The 19,992-nt window shown below is 34.6% G+C and carries 20 protein-coding genes; 9 read left to right on the top strand and 11 right to left on the bottom strand.

The window, feature by feature from the left end:
• Positions 1 to 7: 7 nt before the first annotated feature.
• Positions 8 to 724 carry a hypothetical protein gene (locus tag HND50_20625; GenBank protein NOG47655.1) on the bottom strand — a complete coding sequence of 239 codons (717 nt, stop codon included), beginning with the start codon at positions 722 to 724 and terminating at the stop codon, positions 8 to 10.
• Positions 725 to 805: 81 nt separating this feature from the next.
• Here HND50_20625 and HND50_20620 point away from each other — a divergent pair, with 81 nt between their 5' ends.
• From HND50_20620 to HND50_20610, 3 genes are all read left to right on the top strand, one after another.
• Entirely contained in the window at positions 806 to 1,396 is a 591-nt protein-coding gene (locus HND50_20620; protein NOG47654.1) for a TetR/AcrR family transcriptional regulator, read from the top strand.
• Positions 1,397 to 1,584: 188 nt separating this feature from the next.
• The gene (locus tag HND50_20615; GenBank protein ID NOG47653.1) at positions 1,585 to 2,430 is read left to right on the top strand and encodes a DUF3108 domain-containing protein; all 846 of its coding nucleotides are present in this window, start codon (positions 1,585 to 1,587) and stop codon (positions 2,428 to 2,430) included.
• A 66-nt stretch (positions 2,431 to 2,496) separates the two neighbouring features.
• The gene (locus tag HND50_20610) at positions 2,497 to 3,444 is read left to right on the top strand and encodes an alpha/beta fold hydrolase (GenBank protein ID NOG47652.1); all 948 of its coding nucleotides are present in this window, start codon (positions 2,497 to 2,499) and stop codon (positions 3,442 to 3,444) included.
• Positions 3,445 to 3,457: 13 nt separating this feature from the next.
• On the opposite strand, the gene HND50_20605 is transcribed toward HND50_20610, so the two are convergent.
• From HND50_20605 to crtI, 4 genes are read right to left on the bottom strand one after another with little or no spacing between them, the layout of a single operon-like run.
• A complete protein-coding gene (locus HND50_20605; GenBank protein NOG47651.1) occupies positions 3,458 to 4,177 on the bottom strand; it encodes a lycopene cyclase domain-containing protein in 720 nt (239 codons plus the stop codon).
• 1 nt (position 4,178) lies between these two features.
• Positions 4,179 to 4,640, bottom strand: a complete 462-nt coding sequence (locus tag HND50_20600; protein NOG47650.1) for a beta-carotene hydroxylase — start codon at positions 4,638 to 4,640, stop codon at positions 4,179 to 4,181.
• Between the two features lie 11 nt (positions 4,641 to 4,651).
• On the bottom strand, positions 4,652 to 5,602 hold the full coding sequence (locus HND50_20595; GenBank protein NOG47649.1) for a phytoene/squalene synthase family protein: 951 nt from the start codon (positions 5,600 to 5,602) through the stop codon (positions 4,652 to 4,654).
• 11 nt (positions 5,603 to 5,613) lie between these two features.
• Positions 5,614 to 7,125, bottom strand: coding sequence for a phytoene desaturase (gene crtI / locus HND50_20590; GenBank protein ID NOG47648.1), 1,512 nt, complete (start codon positions 7,123 to 7,125; stop codon positions 5,614 to 5,616).
• A gap of 244 nt (positions 7,126 to 7,369) precedes the next feature.
• Here crtI and HND50_20585 point away from each other — a divergent pair, with 244 nt between their 5' ends.
• The gene (locus HND50_20585; protein ID NOG47647.1) at positions 7,370 to 8,227 is read left to right on the top strand and encodes a helix-turn-helix domain-containing protein; all 858 of its coding nucleotides are present in this window, start codon (positions 7,370 to 7,372) and stop codon (positions 8,225 to 8,227) included.
• 13 nt (positions 8,228 to 8,240) lie between these two features.
• A complete protein-coding gene (locus tag HND50_20580; protein ID NOG47646.1) occupies positions 8,241 to 8,750 on the top strand; it encodes a hypothetical protein in 510 nt (169 codons plus the stop codon).
• Positions 8,751 to 8,755: 5 nt separating this feature from the next.
• Here the strand turns inward: HND50_20580 and HND50_20575 are convergent, their stop codons facing one another.
• The 4 genes from HND50_20575 to HND50_20560 are packed head-to-tail and all read right to left on the bottom strand — an operon-like array spanning position 8,756 to position 12,777.
• A complete protein-coding gene (locus HND50_20575; protein NOG47645.1) occupies positions 8,756 to 9,979 on the bottom strand; it encodes a hypothetical protein in 1,224 nt (407 codons plus the stop codon).
• A 7-nt stretch (positions 9,980 to 9,986) separates the two neighbouring features.
• Positions 9,987 to 11,411 carry a hypothetical protein gene (locus HND50_20570; GenBank protein NOG47644.1) on the bottom strand — a complete coding sequence of 475 codons (1,425 nt, stop codon included), beginning with the start codon at positions 11,409 to 11,411 and terminating at the stop codon, positions 9,987 to 9,989.
• 17 nt (positions 11,412 to 11,428) lie between these two features.
• On the bottom strand, positions 11,429 to 11,761 hold the full coding sequence (locus tag HND50_20565) for a hypothetical protein (protein NOG47643.1): 333 nt from the start codon (positions 11,759 to 11,761) through the stop codon (positions 11,429 to 11,431).
• Positions 11,758 to 12,777, bottom strand: a complete 1,020-nt coding sequence (locus tag HND50_20560) for a response regulator (protein NOG47642.1) — start codon at positions 12,775 to 12,777, stop codon at positions 11,758 to 11,760. The genes HND50_20565 and HND50_20560 overlap by 4 nt, the downstream gene beginning before the upstream one ends.
• A 154-nt stretch (positions 12,778 to 12,931) precedes the next feature.
• On the opposite strand from HND50_20560, the gene HND50_20555 reads away from it, so the two are divergent.
• Positions 12,932 to 13,879 (top strand): pyridoxal-phosphate dependent enzyme, encoded by a 948-nt coding sequence (locus HND50_20555; GenBank protein NOG47641.1) that lies wholly within the window; start codon positions 12,932 to 12,934, stop codon positions 13,877 to 13,879.
• Positions 13,880 to 13,893: 14 nt separating this feature from the next.
• On the opposite strand, the gene HND50_20550 is transcribed toward HND50_20555, so the two are convergent.
• Complete coding sequence (locus HND50_20550) at positions 13,894 to 14,385, bottom strand: DUF2062 domain-containing protein (protein NOG47640.1); 492 nt, start codon at positions 14,383 to 14,385, stop codon at positions 13,894 to 13,896.
• Between the two features lie 111 nt (positions 14,386 to 14,496).
• On the bottom strand, positions 14,497 to 15,885 hold the full coding sequence (locus HND50_20545) for an MBL fold metallo-hydrolase (GenBank protein NOG47639.1): 1,389 nt from the start codon (positions 15,883 to 15,885) through the stop codon (positions 14,497 to 14,499).
• 130 nt (positions 15,886 to 16,015) lie between these two features.
• Here HND50_20545 and HND50_20540 point away from each other — a divergent pair, with 130 nt between their 5' ends.
• The 3 genes from HND50_20540 to HND50_20530 all read left to right on the top strand — a co-directional run bounded on the left by HND50_20540 (position 16,016) and on the right by HND50_20530 (position 19,902).
• Complete coding sequence (locus HND50_20540; protein NOG47638.1) at positions 16,016 to 18,499, top strand: GAF domain-containing protein; 2,484 nt, start codon at positions 16,016 to 16,018, stop codon at positions 18,497 to 18,499.
• 9 nt (positions 18,500 to 18,508) lie between these two features.
• Positions 18,509 to 19,189, top strand: a complete 681-nt coding sequence (locus HND50_20535; GenBank protein NOG47637.1) for a response regulator transcription factor — start codon at positions 18,509 to 18,511, stop codon at positions 19,187 to 19,189.
• 116 nt (positions 19,190 to 19,305) lie between these two features.
• Positions 19,306 to 19,902, top strand: a complete 597-nt coding sequence (locus HND50_20530; GenBank protein NOG47636.1) for a phosphatase PAP2 family protein — start codon at positions 19,306 to 19,308, stop codon at positions 19,900 to 19,902.
• Positions 19,903 to 19,992 lie beyond the last annotated feature (90 nt).

The following is a 19,992-nucleotide window of genomic DNA, read 5'->3' as shown; positions in this document are numbered from 1 at the left end:
TTTATGTTTAAACTTTGTTTACATCACTTTTGTTTTTCATTTTTTTTGAAAATCTAAAATGTACGTTGTTTGCCCATCCATCAATGATATTCCAATTCCTGTAATCGCCCTCCTGAACGCCGGTAACCAAAGAAATAGTTTTAAACATAAGTTTCTTAAAAAGAGACATTTTATCATAATCGAGTACACCTGCGAATTGTCCAATACTTAGTGGATTTACCAAAGGATCAATGGCCATGAGTTTCTCGGCATATTTACTGGCCGTTTTCTCTGTTTTTTTGCTTTTTTCTGAGAGAGTAAGGCATGTAAAGAAATAGGCTACAGGAATTTCTCTAAGTTTTTTCTGGTTTAATTGAACAAACTTTTCTGCTTCAGGCATCCATTTGTCATATTGAATAGCGCTTCCAAGAATGACAGCGTCATATTTTTGTATACTATGTATATTTTTGATCCATTTAGTTTCAACAAAATGGCCCCTTGCACAGAAAACTTTTGAGATAGCTATTGCAACTTCAGCAGTTGACTCGAATTCAGAAGCATATGCAATTAGTATTTTATAATTGTCATCGATGTTTTTGCTACAATCCGATTCAGGAAATTGAATTTTATCTGCTTCAATAGGCTGGGACAAGAGGCGTTCGCTTCCTGTTGAAGTAGAGCTAATTGCAGCTATGCTTAATATGCTTCCGTTAATGAGAAACTCTCTTCTTGTTTGATTTTTCATAGATTACTTCCATTATAATACTACCATTACTTGACACCGTGTCAATTGACTTGCCGGAGAATATAGAGTATACTTGACATCATGTCAACTAAAAAAGATTTAACCCGGAAAAAAATTCTCGAAACCACCTGGCATTTGATGGAGCAACGTGTTGGTCAGGATGTGCATATGCGTGATATCGCAGCTGATGTAGGTATCTCTCGCCAGGCATTGTACCTCCATTTTTCAAATCGCACAGAACTGATGATAGCGACAGTGGCATATGTGGATGATGTAAAAGGATTAAATGAACGCTTAAATCAGTTAAAAACTGCTGATAATGGAGGTGAATTAATAGACGCTTGCGTTAACGTCTGGGGAAATTATATTCCCGAAATATATGGTTTGGCCAAAGCACTATTGAAAACGCGTGACACAGATGAGGCCGCGGCAACAGCCTGGGATGGTAGTATGCGTTGCTTATTTGATGTATGCCAGGAAATTGTTGAAACATTGCAAAGTGAAGGAATTCTTGCCGGGCGTTGGTCTCAAAAAGATGCAACTGAAGTGTTTATGACAATGCTATCCGTTTATAATTGGGAGCATTTAGTTGTAGAATACGGCTGGTCGCAAGAACAATATATTGATAATTTGAAAACTATTTTAAAACAAACTTTTGTGGAAAATTATTAATGATAAAATAATTTCATAATTCCATCTGTGAGACAATAATATCGAAATAAAGCCTCTAATAAAACTACGTATCGTGACGAGATTATCTCTAATCCTAAAAAACTAAAATATGATATTTTTAACAGAAACAATTTAGAATATAAACGTATATTGTTTCTTTGAAATTATTTGAAGGAAATCTGACCAAAATGTTCATCCGCAAATTTACCACAAAATTATTCCAATTAATTATCACGATTTTATTATTAATTTTTACACAGAGTATCCAGGCTCAGGATCATAAGGAGTTTAAATGGCAAAAAGGGCAGGAGCTTACGTATGGTGTAGATTATTCATTTTTCCATCTTGGGAAAATAACTCTTTCAAATTTGGGAAAAGAAGAAGTTAACGGGAAGAATGCAAATCATATAAAAGTTGTAATTCAATCTAATCCCTTACTTTTTTGGATTGACCATGAAAGTGTTTACAATACCTACATTACTGATGATTTTAAAGTTGCCCGTTTTGTCTCTGATGAAAAAATAGATGGTGAAAAATACAATGCAATTTACGATTTTGATTATGATAATATGAAAATCAATGTGAGCCTTGTTGATTTAGAAGATCCCAAGAAGGTTCAGAAAAAAACACTTACCTTAACTCCAAAAAAAATTGATGGAATTAGCCTTATTTATTTTGCACGAATAAACTCTGCCATACCGGGCAAGGATACAGTTTCAACATTTATTGAAGATAAATCCGGCGATGTTGTTTTTAACTTTACAGAAGAAAGAACAATTACTGAGATTGATTCAATTCCACAGGGGCTTTCAACTTTGTATTTTAATGGTGAGCTTTTTGTTGAAGGCATTGCAGGAGTTACCGGACCATTTGAAGCCTGGTTTAGTGATGACGCCTTTCGTGTTCCAATTTTGTCATATATGGAAGTATTTATCGGGAGTGTAAAAATAGAACTTGAAGGTTGGAAAAAATGGTCGCCATATAATGAGGTAAGTGAAAAAAACGATTCACTTAAATCTATAAAGCAAAATTAGCGACTAAAAACCGTAATTAAAAATAATTGAATTATTGAGTAATTCAATTCTACATAAAAACTATTTATGCAAGATTATTGCCCTCCGCTGTTTTTGTCAAACGGCCATCTTCAAACTATTTATCCATCCTTGTTCAGAAAATTGAATCCGGCTTTTTATAATCGTGAAAGAATAAATACACCGGATAATGATTTTCTCGATCTTGACTGGTCAAGAGTGTCATCCAAAAAGATAGCCATTATTTCCCACGGAATGGAAGGCAGTTCTCACCGTCATTATGTAATCGGCATGGCCAAAGCATTAAACATGGCAGGCTGGGATGTTTTAGCCTGGAACTTTCGATCCTGTAGTGGAGAAATAAACAGGAAGTTACGGTTCTATCATAGCGGGACAACGGATGATTTGCAGACTGTGATTGACCATGTTAATAATACAGGCAATTATCAAGAATTGGCGCTTGTTGGATTTAGTATGGGAGGAAATCAGATACTTGTCTACCTTGGTGAACAAGCTGAAAAAGCCAACCAAATAATAAGCAAAGCTTGTGTTTTTTCTGTTCCATGCCACTTAAAATCGAGTGCTGAAGAATTGGCCCGTTTTAGTAATAAAATCTACATGAAACGTTTTTTGAAATTTCTACACCAGAAAATCAAAATCAAAATGGATATGTTCCCCGGGCAAATAGATGATAAGGATTTTCAACTGGTAAAAACCTTTAAGGATTTTGATGACCGCTATACTTCAAAAATCCATGGCTTTAAAAATGCAGAAGACTACTGGAAAAAGTGCAGCAGCAAATATTTTATTCCCGAAATAAAAATCCCCACCCTTATTGTTAATTCATTAAATGATCCATTTCTCGCAGAAGAGTGTTACCCACATACCGAAGTGGATGAAAATAAATTCGTTTGCCTTGAAACACCAAAATATGGCGGGCATGTCGGGTTTGTAAGTTTCAATAAAAGTGGGTTATACTATTCAGAACAACGAGCCATTGAGTTTCTAAATGCTTAACTGATGGTTGAATTTAAACCAATGCTGAGGATTTATAAATTCTGTTTTCTTTCCTCACTTCTTTTATCTGCTCAAACAAAGTCACGTTCATCAAATACAACAACATCCCGTATACAAAATCTTCTATAGGTATAGTAAAAATTCGTATGCCTAAATTTTCGGAATCATTATACCAAACGACAGGCTCTGCCGTCATCATGCCCGTTAATGCTCCATTTACAAAAATAAATGGAATAAGAAAAATAATAGCATACGAAATAAAAAATGTTTTGAGGTAATGGCTGCGAAGAATAAAAATATGCATTAGTAAGAATATGGCTGTAAGCATAAATGTAATGCTGGTGTAAATCTTATCAAGATTGAAAAGGGCGATAATTAGCAGTAATAAAGCAATTAGAAATGTGATTGAAAATATTGGTTTATTTATTTCTTTTTGAGGAATAACTTTTGTAAGGCTATAATATGTAAAAACAATCGCATAAGGAATTGCAACAAAAAATATAATCTCTTCTATTGGTAAATTGAATAAATATATACCTGCCAGGTGACTGCTATTAAATCCCCAAACCTGGAGTTGAGTAAAATAAATATCCCATATAATGAAAAACAAACCCGTAATAAGCATTGCCGGGATAAAAGCGTACCATTCTTTGTGAAACTGAATTCGTTTATCAAATGAAGCCGGTAATGGAATAATAATTGTTAAGAGTAATATCCAAAAATATGTTGACATGTTAAGACCTCTTTTTTAAATGTGCTTCTTTTAAATACTTTGGAGGCACCCACAAAAAACCAAAACACTCCCCATGTTCTTTTTGTAAATGTTTATGATGAATTTTATGCGCTTTACGCATGGCCAGTAAATAAGTATTTTGTGTCCTGGTTAAAATTTTAAGGCGTTGGTGAATGAAAATATCATGGACAAAAACATAGGCCATTCCATATAAAGATATTCCTGCCCCAACCCAAAAGAGCGGATCATAACTTCCATTGTGGTAACCAAAAAACAAAAAGGAAATACCAGGAGCTGCAAATATCAGGAAATATAGATCGTTTAATTCAAAAGTCTGATCTGGCTCTTTGAAATGGTGATCTCTATGAAGGCTCCAGCCAAAAGTGTGCATTACATATTTATGTGCAAACCAGGCCAAAAATTCCATAAAAGAAAAACTGGCAATTAAAATAATTGTGTTTATGGCAAAGTCCATTATCGAATCCCCCTATCTGATAACAAAGTGGTAGCTGATATTTTATAATTAAGTCCCATTCGCGTGATTGGGTATATCATTTTTGTTTTAATTATTTCCTGAAAAAGAATCCCAAATTTCTTTACTTGAGAAACATAAACACGACCCAGAAATGGATTATAATTTTGTGCTTCAATTTTTAACAGGATACCATTGTAGATTTTACTGGAAGAAAATATTGCAAACTGCGCATCACGTGAAAGTAAGGATATTCCTTTGTTGCCATCTTCATAATATTGAGATGCACGCTTTATCTGGAATTTCATCAGGTCATGCATTTTTTTTGGCATATTTTCATTGATTATATCATGTTCTGATAATCCGAATTTATTGAGTTCTTCAATTGGTAAATAAATCCGTCCAATGTTTTTATCCTCTTGTATATCACGAAGAATATTTGTTAACTGCATTGCCGTCCCCAGTTTTTCTGCGTAATAAAATGCTTTTTCAGATTTATAGCCCAGCACATGCGTCATCATTAAACCAACAACGCCAGCAACCCTGTAACAAAAAAGATAGAGTTCTTCAAAGGTCTGATATCGTTTTTTATCGATATCCATTACAACACCTTTCAGCAGGTCCATTGGATATTCTTTTGGAATACCATAGCGTTTTGCAACGAAAATAAATGATTTTAATATAGGGTGTTCTGATTCACCGCTGTTATAAGCAGAGTTTATTTCAGTTTCCAGCGCCCTTACTTCATTAAGTAGTTCCTGATGTGTTCGATTACGCGGATTATCAATTAAATTATCAGCGTATCGGCAGAATCCATATAAGGCATATGTGGCCCATCTTTTTTCCGTTGGCAACATCTTTGCAGAAATATAAAAGCTTTTTGAGTAGTAGGCTGTTTGCAAACGTGCATGTTCAAACGATGCCATAAGATCTGGTAATTTCCAAAATTTCATTACTTATTCTCCTAAGCTGATTTTGTTTTTATTTTTGTTTCTTTCAAATAATTTATGATGGCTTTTTCGGTAGCCTCGGCAGTTAATAAAACTCCAGGAACTCCTGCTCCCGGATGTGTACTTGCCCCAACTAAAAACATATTCTCAATATCTTCTGATTGGTTATGCGGTCTGAAATATGCTGATTGCAACAATGTGGGTTCTACTCCCCAGGCACTTCCTTTGTAGGCATTTTGTGTTTTCGCAAAATCCTTAGGTGTAAATATTTCCATTACTTCGATTGAATCTTGTAAACCTTCCAGTTTAAAATCATGCTCAAGAAAATTTAAAATTTGCTTGGAATAATTCTCTTTTACCTCGTCCCATTCAATTCCTGCGTCCATATTGGAAACAGGGATCAGGACATACATGCTTTCGCAACCTTCTGGCGCCATGGTTGGGTCTGTTATTGATGGCATATGTAAATACATAGATTGGTCATCGGGCAAGACGTTATTTACAAAGATGTCATCAATTAGGCCTTTATAACGCTCAGATAAAACCAAGGTGTGGTGTTTAAGCTTGCTGTATTTCTTCTTAACACCTAAATAAAGAATAAAGGCGCTCATCGAGTAATCTAATTTTTCTAATTTTTGAGGAGACCATTTTTTACGGTGTTTGGATTCGATCAAATCATCATATGTATGTTTGAAGTCGGCATTTGAAACAACCATATCTGCTGGGAAGACACGCTTTGAACTACGCACTCCTACAGCCCGTCCGTTTTCTACCTGGATAGAATCTGCTGCGCTATTTGTTTCTATCGTACCACCAAGCTCTTCAAAAACTTTTACAAAGGCTTCTACTACGCTGTACATTCCACCTTTTGCATACCAAACACCGCCTTCTTTTTCCATATATGGAATCATTAAATATAGAGCAGGTGCTTTAAATGGGTTGCCTCCAATAAATAGAGGATGAAAAGAAAACAAAAATTGATGCCTAAAATCTTTAAAAAACTTTTTGACAACCCCATATGCTGAACTTAGAGCATTAAGTTTTATGGCCTGTGGTAGAAAAGAGAGCATGGTTGATATCTTAGAAAAAGGCTCGCTTCCCAATTCATCCGTAATTACGGCTTTATGTAACTGTTTGGATAAGTCCATAAAAGAATCATAATTTTCTGCGTCTTTGGGATTGAATTTACGCATTTGCTCTTTCATGAATTCACTGTCTGAAGAATAATCGATATAACTATTGTCATGAAAAAAAATGCGATAGTATGGATCTAATAGAGTTAAATCCAAATAGTCTTCCATCTTTTTCCCAGCAGATTTAAAAACATCCTCAATTATTTTGGGTTCGGTAATCAAAGATGGCCCCATATCAAATGTATATCCCGCCTTTTTTAACTGATAGGCTTTTCCACCTACTTTTTCTCTTTTTTCTAAAATTGTAACATGATGACCTCTGGCCTGGAGCCTTATTGCAGAAGCGAGACCTCCAAATCCGGCACCTATAACGACAATTTTTTTTGTTTTCATCTTTTTTCTCCTAAATGAGCGAAATGAGCGATTTATGTTTTCGGGATTAATATAACTCTAAAAAATGGAATGTCAAATAATATTTTAAAAACATTATTAAAAGTGGTGTATAATGATTCAAGAGTTAAAGTGAAAAGACTTGTGTAAAAGTTTGAGAAGAAATTAAAACGCTCATATAGCTCATATAAAATTGCAAATATATAAAATGGGATGTATATTAGGAACAGTTGAACGAGGAATTAATATGATAACTTACAGTACAGAAGAGGCCGCTAAAATTTTAGGGGTAAATGTTTCGACAATAAAAAGATGGTCCGCCTCAGGCAAACTAAATTGCATTAAAACTGCCGGTGGACACCGGAAATTTGAAATGCAGCACTTAACTGAATTTGTTGAAAAACACCGCCAGGCGAATGCTACAATCAGTACGATCCCAATTGAGAATGAAGAAGATTTGCAATTAAGCGAATGGATACTAAAAAAGAAATATGATGTACTTTATAAATTTACTTTAAAACAGGCCTTAAACAATAACCGACAGCGTGTTCTGCAAATTCTAAAAGGCCTATATCTTGCAAAAATCGGGTTACATGAAATCTATGATGGAATTGTTACACCGGTCCTTCATGAGATCGGTGATTTGTGGGAAGCCAAACAGATATCAATTATTGAAGAGCACTTCGCTTCCCAAACAATGAAAGATTCAATAATCCGGTTACAGAGCCTAATTGCCCGTCCGGAAATAAGGAAGGGTGTTGCCATGTGCATGAACCTTCAAAATGAAATGCACGATATTCCATTAAAATTGGTAGATCATATTTTGGAATACCGTGGGTACAAAGTTTTATACAGTGGCCAAATTACACCACAGATTTATCTTCAAAACATTATCGAAGATTTTGGTCCCAAACGAATCTATATATCCGGTACTTATGTAAAAGAAATAGATCAAACCCAAAAAGAGTTAGATCTAATCTGTGATATTGCGGAAAAGAACAGCGTTGATGTTTTTGTGGGTGGGCAGGCTTTTAACTTGTTGAATTATGAAAAACCTGCTGTAATCGATCGATTATATACTTTCCAGGATGTTTACGAAAAGTGAGCAAATATAGCATATGAAATTATTAATATTACTTTTAGCGCCCCTGTTTGTGGTTTTACCCATTTATGGTTATCAAAGTGAAAATCTAATTGATTTTAAAATCAAAGACCAATTTGATAAGGTTCATGAAAAAAGCGATTTTTCTGATAAAATAGTTGTTATTGTGGGGAGCGACAGAGAGGGCAGTAAATATAATGATCTTTGGGTTAAAGCAATTTTAGATTCATTAGAAAAGAATAACACTGGCAAACATGTTTCTTTTATAGGTGTAGCAGATTTAAGCGCGGTTCCATTTTTTATGCGTGGAATTGTTCAGGGTTTTTTTCCAAGTGATACAACTAAAAGAATTTTAATGGATTGGGATGGAGAGTTTGCCGAAACGTATAAGTTTAAAGAAGAACATTGTAATATTGCTATTTTTGGAAAAAACGAGAAGTTTGTATCAAAGTACCCTGTTCAAAAGTTTGAGAATAAAATATTCGAGCAGATTCTGAATGATTTAAGAAAACTGTTTTCTAAGTAGTTTTACTATTTTTCGATAAATTTAAATTCACAGTATTCATCGCCTTTTGCAATGCACTTAGTTTCTTCGGATTTAAATGTATTTTCACTTTTAAATACTTTTTGATAATATTCCTGAGTTAATTCAGGCCCGCTAATAATATCCCCTTTGTAGATAAGGTTCATAATCGCCGCCGCAGCACCTTCCGCAGTGTAGCATTTTGATGATTTCGCAATTCCAAAATGTTCACGATAAGCAATTGCCTCAGTACTGTTATATACCCTTAGAACAAGTTTTTTTTCATCGACTAATTCATTAATGTGCCAATGTCCCCATCCTAATGCGTTAATTACCGAAACCATTCCGTAAACCCAATCATGCTGCGAAGTGAGAGTTGGTAAAATAAGAGTATTCCAGACTTCTGATGTCATTATTCCACCAAAAGTATTAAAACCACAAATATGTCCGGATTCAATTAATAGTGGTTTGGCCAATCCATCAATTCCGCCGGTTTTGTCCAAAGCTTGTTCAAATCGATAAGAGATTTTTCCATAATATTCTGATGGTAGATAAGTTAGTAAAACACCAAACGCCTCAATAAGTCCGCTTTCATTTGCCTGGGGTAAAGCCCGTAAAACCGCACTTGTAATATCCTGGCAAGGTATTTTTTTGTCATAGTTTGGAAAATCTGGGTTGGAAGTATCGATGGATTGGATTTTTTGTAAATTTAGATTCTCGATATATTTTGCTTCTGTAGTTTTCTCAATTTTGTAGTATAGCTTTTTGGGCTCGACTACTGCTTCAACGCTATAACTTTCGTTAAAAACATAAGTCATTATGCCGGCAATAAATCCCTCTGTTAAAACATGGGCATGCGCTTCAGATTTTGAAAAGCGAATTTGCCAGCCAAGATGATAGTGAGAAGCTGAGGTATTTACAATTCCACCAGATTCATCTACAAGCGAAAGGTTTAAAACCCCAAGTCCCATTTTTTTATATATACTCTCTGCGACTCGTAATTTTTCAGATTTATCAGAAATATTTTCTTGTATGCACACTTCTTTCACCATGCTTGAAGCAACTTCAGCGGCGGCATTGAATTGGATTTCATAACCATCTAAATATTCTGGCAATAAAATTGTATTCTGTAACTCAATATTATAGTGATTGCAATGAAGAACAACAGACTGGTTTGCAAGATTGTGTAAACCGCTTTTGGGATCATGGGTAAGGTTTAAATTTATACTCATAAATTCCTTATTTTAATATAGATTCAGGCAATTGATGGCCTAAAATCTGTTCACTTCCCTGTACAATGTACTTAATAAAATCAGGATCACTTGTTTCTTCCAACTGGAAAAAATCATCGTAACTGTTGACTTTATTTCGTTTCAAAATATCCGGTGGAATTTTGAGCATTATTCTCAAAACAGTTAGCTCATTGAATTTATCACTGCCACTTTCATCTTCAATTATCTGCAACAGATTGCGGATATTTAGATAGTTGAGGTTAGTTGTTTCTGTACCGTTCTGGTTCTCAACATCCTCACTTTCTTCACTGATAAAATCTTCTGTTTCTTCCTTCGTTTCAGTTGTTTCTTTAATTTCCAAATTTAAATTTTCGGTAGGCAGGTTAAGATCAGTTAATATATGCAAAACAAGAAATTGAAGATCTTTTTTTACACCGGGAGATTGGTCTTTTAAAGTGTTATTAAGAAAATACTGCATAGCATCTTCCACTGCGATTTTTACTTCATAAATCTCTTCATCTTTCACGCTGAAGATTTCAGGGAATGATTCATCGGTAAAAAGAGAATTGAAAATAGTGTCATAATTGGACTTATCGAGTTTGAGTTTTATTTGCTGGATAATCGCATTTAGAGCTTTTATATATTGAGAAACTAATATTTTATTTTGATGAGATAAATCCAATCCAACTGCTAATGATTTTAGCTTTGACATATATTTCTTTACAAAACTGTCTTTAATTATTTTACCATGCTGCGGTGCAATTACGGCCGGGTTTTTGTCTACGCGTGTAATATTTGCAAGTGCACTTTCTATGGCAATGCTTGCGGGCATGTAAATTTGTTGGAATATTTTTATACCTGACCAGGCATCTTCATCGGCATAAAAACCAGGTGTATCGGAAAGACCGCCAAACAAATCACCTGTAAATAAAACCCGTTCAGTAACGTCGTATAGAGCACATGCACCCCGGAAATGACAATATGGAGTTGGGACAAAAACCAGTTTGTGACCGGTTATCATTTTTATAGTCCTGCTTTTAAAGCGGTCTACAGGGATATATCTTTTAGGATTGAAGCCGTAGAATTTAATCAAACGCCAGGTATCTTCCATGGTAATTACCTGCATGTTTGGAAAATACCGTTGAAAATAAATAGCGTTATAACCCACATCCGGATCCTGGTGGTTAATAAAAGAAAAGTGGATTTTATAATCATCACCCAAAACTTTTTTAACATTTGTTTCGATAATATCAAAATCTGATGGAGGGCCGGGATCGATTAGCATATTAATTTTTTGATTATCTTTTTCAAAAACCCTCAAAAAGACATTCATTTCAAGGTCATCACCTGTTTTTTTGCCAACCCAATAAATATTTTTTGCAATTTCAAATGGTTCGCTTGCAATAGTGTTAGAAACATTTTGCTTCTTCATAATATCCTTGCTAATTATTAATCAATTTCATCAAAAAAATGTGCAACTGTTTTAATTAATTTTTGAGAATCAAAACTTCTTTTATGTGAAAGAATAAGAATGTTGGAATTTATGGTGAGTATGGAAATTGAAAACTCACTAAATTCCCAGACCCCATTTTTAAACTGGTTATTCCCTGCAATTTTTAGTTTGTTGACAAAGTTTAAAAAATGAAGAAAAAGCTCCATGGCTTGTTTTCCTTCTTCAACAATTAAAGAGTCAGAAAAATGTGTGTCTCCATTTTCATCAAGAATTATAACGTATTGTAAGCCATCAATACCTGTAATAGCTTCAGTAATTTGTTTCATCATTTTTGTGAAGCTTTCCAAATATTCAATAGTCTTTGATAGTCTTTTTCACTTTTAAATAAAAACGCCAGGTCATTGTTTTCATAGTTAATTAGAAGGAGAATATTCAAATTGTCGAGATTGATTTTTGTAAATAAAACATTTTTACCCGCTTCTTTATGTACGGTAGAATTTAAAGTGTTTAACGATTCTAAAATAAATATATAACTGAAATCAGTACTATTGCGAACAGCATTCCAAACACCTTTGTGCACAAATATTTCTACAAGGTCAGGGAATTTTTCAAAAAATTTATCAAATTTCCTATTCTTGGTATTTAGCAGGAAAGTATTTGTTGATGATTGGATTTGTTTAAAATATTCTCTTACTGCTTTTAAATTGAATTTTGAACGGGAAACAATAAATGTATATTTATTCCAGGATAATAAAAGTTCATAATCAGCATAAAGTTTTTCATCATTCGAAGAGTAATCGATAATCCCATTTGTAAACTTAAAGACTGTTTCTAAAGTCCAATTGCTAAAATAAACAAATCCATTTAGCCTTTCCATTTCACAATACTTCAAAACATCCGGCGGTAATAAGGTTCCTTTATTTCCTGTTAATAATATATTTCCCACGAGTTGACTTATTGCAATGTTAAGCAGAATGGATTGGATTTTCGAAATGAATAAGTTTGTATTAACAGGTTTATCAAAAAAATCTATAGCACCTTTTTCAAACGCTTCTTTCCTAATATTATCATTGTTCGCTGCAGACAAAAATATAAAAGGTATTTGTGACGTAAAATAGTTCTGTTTTACTTTTGATAAAAGCTCCATCCCTGTCATTTGTTCCATCATCAAATCAGAAATAATCAGGTCAATCTCGGTTTCATTCTTATCTAAAAAATCCAAAACCTCTATTGGATTTGTAAAAGAAAAAACATTATAATCTTGTTTGATTAAGATTTTTGTCAGAATTTTAATTGTAAAGGGATGATCGTCAATAATTAGGACATTGTATTTAAATGTTGACATTACCGGATTATCGTAGTGATTTTAAGTCTCTTTAATTGAAAAAAATATAACGGCGGGGACAAAATATTAGTGCGAATTTAGAAGTTTCAGTCCGAAAAACCAAACGAAAAAACAACAAAAAACTTTTTCCTTAATCTATAAAAATATTGTACTTATGAGCGTAAACCTTACAAATATCAAACAAGCGGCAAGACGGATTGCCAAAAAAATTCATAAAACACCTGTATTAACCTGTAAAGCAATAAACGAAATTGCGGGAGCCAATCTTTTTTTTAAATGTGAAAATTTTCAAAAAACCGGTTCCTTTAAAATTCGAGGTGCAACAAATGCTGTTTTTTCGCTGAGTGATGAAGAGGCAAAAAATGGTGTCATTACACACTCATCCGGAAACCATGGCGCTGCATTAGCACAAGCCGCCGCATGGCGAGGAATTAAATGCTATGTTGTAACTCCTCATCTTTCACCACAAATAAAAAAAGATGCCTTATTTTCTTATGGGGCAGAAGTTACATTTAGTGACGCTATGTTAAGTTCGCGTATCGCCGAAACAGAAAAGATTATTAAGAAAACCAATGCCAAACTTATCCACCCTTATGATAATGATGTTATCATTACAGGAGCAGCCACATCTGCTTTAGAGTTAATTGAAGAGAAGGGAGAATTTGATTTTATATTTGCGCCTGTTGGCGGAGGTGGTGGGATTAGCGGCAGTGCTTTGGCAGCAAAATATTTATTGCCAAATGTAAATGTTATTGGTGGCGAACCGGAGCTTGCTAATGATGCTTTTTTATCTTACACCACAGGTAAACTTCATCCTCAATTACCCCCAAAGACAATTGCGGATGGTTTGCGTACAGCGTTAAGCCAGAGAACATTTGAGTATATCCAGGATTTTGTTGATGAAATTGTGGTTGTATCTGATCAGGAAATAATCGAAGCCATGCAGTTGGTTTGGCAAAGAATGAAAATAATAATTGAACCTTCCAGTGCGACGCCTTTGGCAGCCGTGTTAAAAATAAAAGAAAAACTGGCAGGCAAAAAAATTGGAATTATTATTAGCGGTGGAAATGTGGATTTAAAGGAAATATTATCGTTGTTTTAAAACGGATTTTGATCTTACTCCACTGCCGTTTTATTTTTGTTGTGGTAATTTGTTAGTGTTTTAAAAGAAAGAAAATAAGCCGGAATAGATAAAATGGTTGCTATCAAAAGTGAACCGGTAAAAAAGATGAACATCCCTTCCGTCCCAAACTCAACAATTTTTTCAAACCCGGGTTCATCAAGAAAACTGTAAAACAGCTCCCAGGGAAATGATATCTGTAAAACAAATTCCCCAAATGAAATAACTGCGAAGTAAATAGGCAAAATAGTTAATGGATTTGAAATAAGTGACACAAAGCTAGCAATTATTAAGTTATAGCGGATAGCCAGTAGTAAGATAGCCATTGCCCAAACCTGAAAACCCATGGGGATTGCAATCCCTATAAAAATACCAATGGCGATTGAAAGAGCAGTTGTCCTGGGATGATTGCCGGGGTGGCGAATTTCATCAAACCCTTTTTTTATTTTTGGTCTTATCTTGTTGTTATAAAATTCTTTTATTTTCATATGTCCGATTAGCAACGGTAAAAAAACACTATTTGAAGAATATATTTTTAATTTACAGCTTTTATTCAAATTCTTCCGAAAAATATGAAACAAAGAAAAAAATTAAACAGACTAAGATTCTAATTCGGATTCTGCCCAAGCGTTAAAGCCACCTGTTAAATTAGTGATTTTGAGAAAACCCTCTTTCTGAAGAATACTACATGCTGTGCTGGATCGGTCACCGCCGGCGCAATGAAGGATAATATGATTGTCTTTTTGCAATTCTCCTGCACGTTCCTTTAATTCTCCCAGATGGATATGCTTTGCATGTTTGATATGACCGCTGTTGTATTCATTTATCCCGCGTACATCAACAATTGTGCAATTATTTTGGGCGATCACTTCTTTTAGTTCGTGAGACTCGATATGGTTTAAGGCTTGCATCGAATGTTGTTCAATCCACCCATCAATATTTGAGAAGAAACCTATGAGATTATCTAAACCAACTCGTATCAGTTTGCGCGAAACCTCATCTATTTGTCCATGTTCTGCAATAACAACAAATGGGGCATTGTAATTTAGCAACCATCCTGCCCAATTTGAAAAATCATTATTATTCTGGATATTTATTGTACCAGAGATATGCCCATAGGCAAAGAGAGCTTTGTTCCTTGTATCAATAACCGGCATGCCTTCTTTAATGGCCTTTTCCAATTCAGCTATTGAGAGTTCTTTTGCTTTTCTTATTGTTGGAATAATTTGACGATTTATTTTATTGAGCTTTTTCATCATTGCAAAATATTTGGGTGGTTCTGGTTGTCCTTCCAAAAGCTCATCTACAAAAGGTCCTTCTTTGGTGTGTTTAAGCGCCCAATTATAGATTTTTTCATAACCAATTGTTGTTCCGGGGATGGCTCCCAGGGCTTTACCACAAGCAGAACCCGCGCCATGTCCCGGCCAAACCTGAAGATAATCCGGTAATTCTTTAAACATTTTTAAAGATTGAAACATCTGTTTGGCACCAATAATCCGGCTGCCTTCAACTCCTGCAGCTACTTCCAATAAATCTGGCCGGCCAATATCTCCAACAAATACAAAATCACCGGTAAAGATCATACTGGGTTTATCAGATGCGGGTAAATCTGTTAATAGAAAAGATATATGTTCCGGCGTATGGCCGGGCGTATGTAAAACTTCAAACTGAATATTTCCAATCTTGAAAACGTCCTTGTGTTTAAGACCAGTATGATCAAACTGGTATTGCCAGTCGGGTCCGCCTTCATCCGAAAGCAGCATTTTGGCGCCTGTTAACGAAGCCAGTTCACGAGAACCGCTTAAAAAATCGGCATGAATATGTGTTTCGGTAACGTGCGTAATTTTATAGTTTTTACGGTCAGCTAATTTCAGATAGGTATCAACGTCGCGTTTTGGATCGATGACAATAGCCTCTTTTGTTGCCTGACAACCAACAAAGTAGCTGGCTTGCGCTAAACCCTCTTCATAGATACGTTCAAAAAACATTGCGATCCTCGTTTTTTAGTTTGTTTTTTACTAATTTGAAACATATTTGTTGGGTAACATATTTCAATATTTTCTTGATAGTATGATTGCCTAAATCAAAAAAAGATACAATGCAGCTAATATTCATATCATGAATAAATTAAGTAAACGACTAAAAATCATTCTGATTATAGATTTCATTCTGTTGCTGATTTGTTTGCTGGGCATGAAGCAAAATATCCAGAAGGCAGGGCTTGAGCCGCAAAAGCATATTGCTTTTAAAGTGGAAGGAAAATCTGTATATGTAAGTAAAATTAGAGCCCCGGAATTAAAAAACATTTTTTGGCAAGGTGATAAACTCCTTTTAATAGACGGCCGGAAAGTATCCAGAAAGGAAGATATAGAGTTTATACTTGATTCGCATTCTATTGGAGATTCTGTCCAGTTTTCACTGCTTCGCGAAGAGAGACATGTTAACCTGCAGGTAAAGCTACCATCCTATTACAATCTTTATGATAATCTAACACAGATTTTTGTAGGTCTTGTTTTTCTTATTTTGGGTCTGTTTGTAATTAACAAAAGACCTGAATTGCTAATGGCAAATATCTGGCATTGGGCTTCGGTTTGGACAGCTGTAATAATTACACTTACCTGGGGAAATTATTCTGCCGGAGTGTTTAACCTGGGACAATTAAATCGTCTCTTCTTTTTTATAGCATACGCTTTTGTCCCTACCTTATTTGTCCATTTAAGTTTTGTCTTCCCAAGGTATAAATGGCAGCATTTAAAAAAGTTAACATATCCACTTTATGGCTTTTCCGCACTACTCGCTATTTTCATGTCCATTACTTTTTTAAGCGCCAGTCAATCTATTTCTGTTGATTGGTTTCATTATCATATGAATGTTTTTGATTTAAACCGTTTATATTTTGCCATTGCCATGGTTTTTGGAGTCATAAATATTTTTCAATCTTCAATAAACGCGCAGGAAGAATCTGAAAGAAGACAAATTCGCTGGGTGGTTTTCGGATTAGCGATTGGACCGCCTTCATTTGTTTTTTTCTGGCAAATGCCCCAACTGATGGGCTTTGATTCGTTTATTCCGGAAGCCATATTGCTTCAAATAATGCTTATTATACCAATCACATTCAGTATTGCCATTGTAAAATACCACGCTTTTAATATTGATCATATTTTTCGCAGAAGTACAGTTTACGTTTTTATGGCCTTCTTTTTGTTGGTTGTATATGCAGCACTGGTTGGTCTTTCAGTTTTGTTTGTTGGTTTTATTACAGTTGAATCATCGCTTGTTACAACTGTTATTGCTGCGATTTTAACACCAATATTTTTCGAACCTATCCGCCGTGGTTTACAGAAACTGGTGGATAAAAAGTTTTTCAGGGTGCAGTATAATTATCGTGTGGCACAACGGCATTTTACACAAGAGTTAAATGAAAGCTATGATAAAAATACAATCGTCCAAATAGCTATTCGCAAGATTGATGACTTATTACAATTAAAGTACTCTGCCATTTATATTAAAAATGAAATTAGCTCAGAAATTGAGCTTGCAGCCAGTAAGAACTTTGATCAATTTGATAAAGGGCTAATAAAGGATATTTATAAACAGGCGCAAAATTCTAATCAAACCATATTCACACATCAAAATATTATTGAGTCAGGTTTGGAATTTGAAGATCTAAACATTCCAAATGATAATAAGAAATATACCTGTCTTGCTACACCGCTAAAAGATCCAAAAAATGATGTTATTGGAATACTGATTTTAGGAAGAAAAAAATCCGGGCAGAAATATACACATGAAGATATCGATCTTTTAAGAACTGTTGGGATTCAATTGGGCCTCGCGATACAGCGGACTGTATTCCAAAAACAATTATTATTAAAAAATCTTGAGGCTGAACATCTGAACGAACTCAATCAATTGAAATCATATTTTGTATCCAGCGTTTCCCACGATCTGCAATCGCCACTGACTTCAATCAGAATGTTTGCAGAACTTTTAAATGAGAAAAAAAATATCCCCGAGTCCAAAAGAAGTGAATATCTGGAAATTATTGAAGGTGAAAGTTCACGTCTATCACGTTTGATAAGTAACGTTCTGGATTTCTCAAAAATTGAGCGTGGGATAAAAGAATATCATTTTAAAAAATTAAATATTAATACCGTTTTAAAAAATGTTGTAAAAATAATGGATTACCAGTTAAGTCAGCAAAACTTTGAGGTAAATGAAAACTATTCAAAAAATGAAATTATCCTGAATGCCGATGAGGATGCTTTGATTTCCATTTGTATAAATTTAATTTCCAATGTTATAAAATATTCTGCAGATAAAAAGAGTATTTTTATTTCTACAGAAGTTGAAAATGAGGATGTTGTTGTTAAATTTACTGATGAAGGTGTTGGCATTTCCAGTGAAGATCAACAACATATTTTCGAAACATTTTATCGTTCTAAAGATGAAAATATTCAAAGCTCCGGTGGTGCAGGATTGGGGTTAACGCTGGTTAAACATGTTGTTGAAGCACATAACGGAAAAGTGGAAGTTGAAAGTAAACCAGGGCAGGGAAGTACATTTATTTTATACTTTCCGATTGGTGAAATAAAAAATTGATGGAGGCATATGCAAAAGCTATTAATCATTGAAGACGATCTTGCAATTTTAAAAGCGCTAGAAGCGAGCTTTGAAGAAGAGCATTATAAAATTATTTCCGCCACCGATGGCATTGATGGTCTTGAAAAAGCTTTAGATCCTGAAGTGGATATTATCATTTTAGATTTGATGTTGCCCGGAAAAAATGGTAAAGATATTTGCAGAGAAGTCCGCCAAAGAGAAATTACAACACCTATTTTAGTGCTTACCAGCAAGCAGGATGAGATTGATAAGGTTCTTTTACTGGAACTCGGAGCCGATGACTATGTAACCAAGCCACCATCCATCCGGGAGTTGCATGCCAGGGTAAAGGCCTTGTTACGCCGATCTTCCGGGCTAATACAAAAACTTAATTCATTTACTTTTGGAAATATGACCCTGGACTTTAAACGCCTGGAAGCCTTTAAAAACAGCGAGCCAGTAAAGTTATCTTCAAAGGAATTTGAGGTTATACGTTTTTTAATAGAACATGAAGGCGAAGTTGTTTCTCGCGACCAGCTTTTAAACGAAGTGTGGGGATATGATGTTTTTCCTACAACTAGAACAGTTGATAATTTAATTTTAAACCTGCGCAAAAAAATTGAAGATGATCCATCTGAGCCAAGCCATTTATTAACAATGCATGGTTCAGGCTATAAATTTTTAAAATAAAGTCCCGCCTTGCCAATTACATTTTTTTACATCTAACTTACATCTCTCTGACATAATCTGTGCCGGAAAACCTATCTTTTTTACAGGATATTTACAGTTATGAATGGAGGAACTACATGGATTATCTGGTTTATTTTTCAATTACAATTATTCTCATTGTCGGTATTTATCAATTCTATTTCTGGACACAAAATAATATGTTTAGAAAAGCAAAAGAATTTAAAACAACGCAAATTGATGATTGGTTTAAATTAAAGCCAGGATGGGTTTATGTGTATTCCGGGTTATATTATCCGGTTATAGTTTTCCTGATTTATGTTGTGGAAGATATGCGTCAGTTTAATTATATGGCAATTAGTTTTTTTATGTTGATGTTAATGCAAATGGTCTTTTTTATTTTAGTCCCGGTTGTTACGCCGGAGCATTGGCGCAATCTGCCTGAAAGTAAAAGTTTGAGTGTACGTTTCCTTGGCCTTGTCCAACGATTTGATCAACGCTCTAATTGTTTTCCCAGCATGCATGTTAGTGTTGCAACTTTAACGGCCTTACACTTAACTTTAAATGCACCTTATTTAGCGCCCTGGGCCTGGCTGTTTCCTATTTTAATAGCACTGAGTGCTTTGTATACAAAACAACATTATTTTTACGATCTTGCTCCGGGTGCTGTTTTAGGCTGGATTGCTTTTAAAGGATTTCAATGGATGTGGTTTTAGGTTATAAGGTGTTTTTGCCAATGAACTTCAAATAATCTAATTGTGTATTTTATTTAATACTTATTTAGATTGGATTCATACACCTTCCTC

This window comes from Calditrichota bacterium (assembly GCA_013112635.1).
Taxonomy (GTDB): domain Bacteria; phylum Calditrichota; class Calditrichia; order Calditrichales; family J004; genus JABFGF01.
Note: the sequence above shows the minus strand (reverse complement) of the source record. Positions and strands in the feature narration are given on the sequence as shown.

Coding starts and splice junctions, on each gene's coding strand:
- HND50_20625 (NOG47655.1), bottom strand. CDS start 724: ATGAAAAATCAAACAAGAAGAGAGTTTCTCATTAACGGAAGCATATTA.
- HND50_20620 (NOG47654.1), top strand. CDS start 806: ATGTCAACTAAAAAAGATTTAACCCGGAAAAAAATTCTCGAAACCACC.
- HND50_20615 (NOG47653.1), top strand. CDS start 1,585: ATGTTCATCCGCAAATTTACCACAAAATTATTCCAATTAATTATCACG.
- HND50_20610 (NOG47652.1), top strand. CDS start 2,497: ATGCAAGATTATTGCCCTCCGCTGTTTTTGTCAAACGGCCATCTTCAA.
- HND50_20605 (NOG47651.1), bottom strand. CDS start 4,177: ATGTCAACATATTTTTGGATATTACTCTTAACAATTATTATTCCATTA.
- HND50_20595 (NOG47649.1), bottom strand. CDS start 5,602: ATGAAATTTTGGAAATTACCAGATCTTATGGCATCGTTTGAACATGCA.
- crtI (NOG47648.1), bottom strand. CDS start 7,125: ATGAAAACAAAAAAAATTGTCGTTATAGGTGCCGGATTTGGAGGTCTC.
- HND50_20585 (NOG47647.1), top strand. CDS start 7,370: ATGATAACTTACAGTACAGAAGAGGCCGCTAAAATTTTAGGGGTAAAT.
- HND50_20580 (NOG47646.1), top strand. CDS start 8,241: ATGAAATTATTAATATTACTTTTAGCGCCCCTGTTTGTGGTTTTACCC.
- HND50_20575 (NOG47645.1), bottom strand. CDS start 9,979: ATGAGTATAAATTTAAACCTTACCCATGATCCCAAAAGCGGTTTACAC.
- HND50_20570 (NOG47644.1), bottom strand. CDS start 11,411: ATGAAGAAGCAAAATGTTTCTAACACTATTGCAAGCGAACCATTTGAA.
- HND50_20565 (NOG47643.1), bottom strand. CDS start 11,761: ATGATGAAACAAATTACTGAAGCTATTACAGGTATTGATGGCTTACAA.
- HND50_20560 (NOG47642.1), bottom strand. CDS start 12,777: ATGTCAACATTTAAATACAATGTCCTAATTATTGACGATCATCCCTTT.
- HND50_20555 (NOG47641.1), top strand. CDS start 12,932: ATGAGCGTAAACCTTACAAATATCAAACAAGCGGCAAGACGGATTGCC.
- HND50_20550 (NOG47640.1), bottom strand. CDS start 14,385: ATGAAAATAAAAGAATTTTATAACAACAAGATAAGACCAAAAATAAAA.
- HND50_20545 (NOG47639.1), bottom strand. CDS start 15,885: ATGTTTTTTGAACGTATCTATGAAGAGGGTTTAGCGCAAGCCAGCTAC.
- HND50_20540 (NOG47638.1), top strand. CDS start 16,016: ATGAATAAATTAAGTAAACGACTAAAAATCATTCTGATTATAGATTTC.
- HND50_20535 (NOG47637.1), top strand. CDS start 18,509: ATGCAAAAGCTATTAATCATTGAAGACGATCTTGCAATTTTAAAAGCG.
- HND50_20530 (NOG47636.1), top strand. CDS start 19,306: ATGGATTATCTGGTTTATTTTTCAATTACAATTATTCTCATTGTCGGT.